Source organism: Ideonella azotifigens (assembly GCF_006519715.1).
Lineage (GTDB): Bacteria > Pseudomonadota > Gammaproteobacteria > Burkholderiales > Burkholderiaceae_C > Ideonella > Ideonella azotifigens.
The window spans coordinates 1-2,884 of the sequence record NZ_VIDT01000680.1; the positions used below are offsets into that span (position 1 = coordinate 1).

General features: G+C 68.1%; 4 protein-coding genes. 2 read left to right on the plus strand and 2 right to left on the minus strand.

Features of this window, described 5'->3' with window-relative positions:
• Positions 1-1,124: ATP-binding protein (locus FKP22_RS26150; protein WP_141290787.1), on the minus strand; the 1,124-nt coding region annotated here is incomplete at its 3' end.
• Positions 1,117-1,359, minus strand: a complete 243-nt coding sequence (locus tag FKP22_RS26155; protein ID WP_141290789.1) for a hypothetical protein — start codon at positions 1,357-1,359, stop codon at positions 1,117-1,119. The genes FKP22_RS26150 and FKP22_RS26155, both read right to left, overlap by 8 nt.
• 292 nt (positions 1,360-1,651) lie before the next feature.
• On the opposite strand from FKP22_RS26155, the gene FKP22_RS26160 reads away from it, so the two are divergent.
• Both FKP22_RS26160 and FKP22_RS26165 read left to right on the plus strand, forming a co-directional pair.
• On the plus strand, positions 1,652-2,119 hold the full coding sequence (locus tag FKP22_RS26160; RefSeq protein WP_170201095.1) for a GNAT family N-acetyltransferase: 468 nt from the start codon (positions 1,652-1,654) through the stop codon (positions 2,117-2,119).
• Between the two features lie 90 nt (positions 2,120-2,209).
• A complete protein-coding gene (locus FKP22_RS26165; RefSeq protein ID WP_231011000.1) occupies positions 2,210-2,824 on the plus strand; it encodes a 2-hydroxychromene-2-carboxylate isomerase in 615 nt (204 codons plus the stop codon).
• Positions 2,825-2,884 lie beyond the last annotated feature (60 nt).

Here is a 2,884-nt window from a genome sequence, read left to right on the forward strand (position 1 = left end):
AGGCCTGCGCCGAGGATGGCGTGCAGCGACGAGAACAGCGGCCGGGTGCCCTGCGCGGGGAAGACGGCGTTGGCGTAGATCTGCTCGCGAACGCTGGTGGCCAGATCGAAATGCAGGCCGCAGCGGCCCGCCGTATCGCGGGCATAGCGAGCGCAGTTCTGCTCAATCAACTGCTCGTACGCACGGCGCGACAGCGAGGGGTAGATGACATGCTCGTTGCCCAGTCGCGCCACCTGCTCGGGCTTGAAGCGCTTGTTGAGCGCCTGCTTCACGTCGATGACGCTCAGCTTGCCGGTGATGGCGTGGAAGGTGTCGGCATCGCTGTCGCAGTCGTCCACGCTGGTGGCCAGGTCCTCGTACATCTCGTCGAGGTTGCCGCAGACGAAGACCAGCAGCCGGCTGTAGTCCGTCTCCCACTGCTGCTGGCCGCTGTCGCGAAACTCGCGCAGGCGCTGCTGCACCTGCTCGGGCGTCCAGGCCATGATCTGCAGCAAGGGCTCGTCGAGCTTCATGTTGCGCTTGAGTTCCTTGGCCTCCCAGCTGCGCAGCTTGAAGCGCCGCTGAGCCTCGCTGGCCTCGGCGCGTTCGGCATCGAACGCGGCCTCGGCAAGGGACGACTCGATGTCGCCCAGCAGCGAGAGCGACGGCGGCAGCCTGCCGTCTGACAGCAGCGCCCAGACATCCTGGTAGCGCTCGACGCGCACCTCGGCGCGCTTGTTGTCGATGGTGCGGAAGCGCTGGAACTCGTCCAGCGCGAGGATGCCCGGCTCGCCCTCGCGCACGCCGGACTGCCCCAGCATGCCCGAGATGCTCTGCGCGCCGCGCCAGCCTGCACCGTTGGAGAAGCCGTCCATCTGCACTTCGACGAAGCGGTCGTAGAAGCCCAGCAGTTGCGCCAGGCGGCGCACCAACTGGGTCTTGCCGGTGCCGGTCAGGCCCCAGAGGCAGACGATGACGGGCCGCGAGACGAGCTCGGGCAGCAGGTACCAGGCGCGCACCGAATCGATGACGCGGTCGATGATGGCGTCGATGCCGAACAGCTCTGTCTTGAGCTGGGCGGCGACGTTCTGCAGCTGTTGGTTTTTTTGCGCCAGCTGGTCGCGCAGTTGCTGGGGATCATTCATCCCAATCCTCTCTTCGCAGCAGCGCCTGCAGCGCCACGCGGTCTGCACGGCGCTGGGCGCCGCGGCTTTGGATGTGTTGGCCTGCGCCACGCAAGCCACGCTGGCCGAGGGCACGCGCCACGGGGTCGCGCGCGCCAGGGCTCGTTTCGAGCACCAGCGTCATCGGCTGTTTCATGCGGCGCAGGGCCTTGACCCGCCCCTCCTCGAGGGCGCGGGAACGGAGTTGTGCACTCATTGCGGTTTCCGAAAAGCAATGCCCCGGCTCAATGGCGGCGGGGCTTGCTTGCCACGCGGTCTGAGGCCGAATCTGAAAAACAGACACGGTTCAGCCGGGGCGCGGGAACCGTGTTCAGTCGATGGTCGAAATGAACAAGGAGGACATAGGGGATCTCCGTGATGCGGGCGCTGTCGTGGGCGCTTCCAGCAATGGGGTGCGAATGATGAAGGCACTCGCCGCGGGTGCGCAAGCGGGAGAGGCCTTCTGCGTTGTGGCGCGCCAACGGCCGGCGCTGGCTATGCTGGCGGTCATGCGCCTGCCTTCGATCTCGCCGCTGCCCACCGGGCTGACGCTGCGGCCCGCCACCGATGCCGACCTGCCCTTCCTGCTGGCCCTTCGCGAGCAGACGATGACGGAACGGCTGCGCGGCGCGGGCTACCAGCCAACGGCCGAAGACGCGCTGGCACGGGTGCTGCTGTACTTCGAGGACATCCAGCTGCTGCTGTGGAAGGGCGAGCCGGCCGGCATGCTGAAGTGGCGCGACGAGCCCGAGGCCTGGCACATCGTGCAGGTTCAGCTGCTGCCCGCCCACCAGGGCCGTGGCCTGGCCAGCGCATTGTTGGGCGCGCTGTGCGCGCAGGCCTCGGCGCAGGGCCGGCCCATGCTGCTTTCGGTGCTCGTCAACAACCCGGCGCGCCGCCTGTACGAGCGCCTGGGTTTTCGTGTGACGGGCGAGGAGGACGAAGGACGCAGCCTGCGCATGTGGCGGGAGGCCTGAAGCGCGTTTTGTGTGCGAACGGTTCGGCGACTTGGCCTATAAACCGGACGGTGCGAAATTCCTCGCACCCACTTGCGCATGGAGCCGTTCTTGAGCCGCGTCATCGACTACCACCTCGCCCCGCACAGCCCCTGGACCTACCTGGGGCACGAACGCTTCGTCAAGCTGGCCCGCGAAGTCGGCGCCAGCATCCGCGTGCGACCCATCGACCTGGGCAAGGTCTTCCCGGTTTCCGGCGGCCTGCCGCTGGCCCAGCGTGCGCCGCAGCGCCAGGCCTACCGGCTGGTGGAGCTGCGCCGCATCTCGAAGAGCCTGGGGCTGCCGATGAACATCGAGCCGAAGTTCTTCCCGGTGGCCACCGGCCCGGCTTCGCTGCTGATCATCGCGGTCGACCTGAAGGACGGCACCGAAGCGGCGCTTCGCCTCAGTGCGGCGCTGCTGACTGCCGTGTGGGTGCAGGAGCGCAACATCGCCGACCCGGCCACTCTGGCCACCGTGCTGGCCGAGTGCGAACTGCCGGCCGAACGCCTGGCCGAATCGACCACGCCGGAAGTGGCCGCCGTCTACGAGCGCTACAGCCGCGAGGCCATCGAGGCCCAGGTGTTCGGTGCGCCCAGCTATGTGCTGGACGGCGAGATCTTCTGGGGCCAGGACCGGCTGGACCTGTTGGCCGAAGCGCTGGCCGGCCCGACCCGCGGCGCCTGATCCATCGCCCGGCCCGGGTTTCAGTCACCCACCGCCTGCTTCAGCGCCACAGCGCCCAGC

Coding starts and splice junctions, on each gene's coding strand:
- FKP22_RS26155 (WP_141290789.1), bottom strand. CDS start 1,359: ATGAGTGCACAACTCCGTTCCCGCGCCCTCGAGGAGGGGCGGGTCAAG.
- FKP22_RS26160 (WP_170201095.1), top strand. CDS start 1,652: ATGCGCCTGCCTTCGATCTCGCCGCTGCCCACCGGGCTGACGCTGCGG.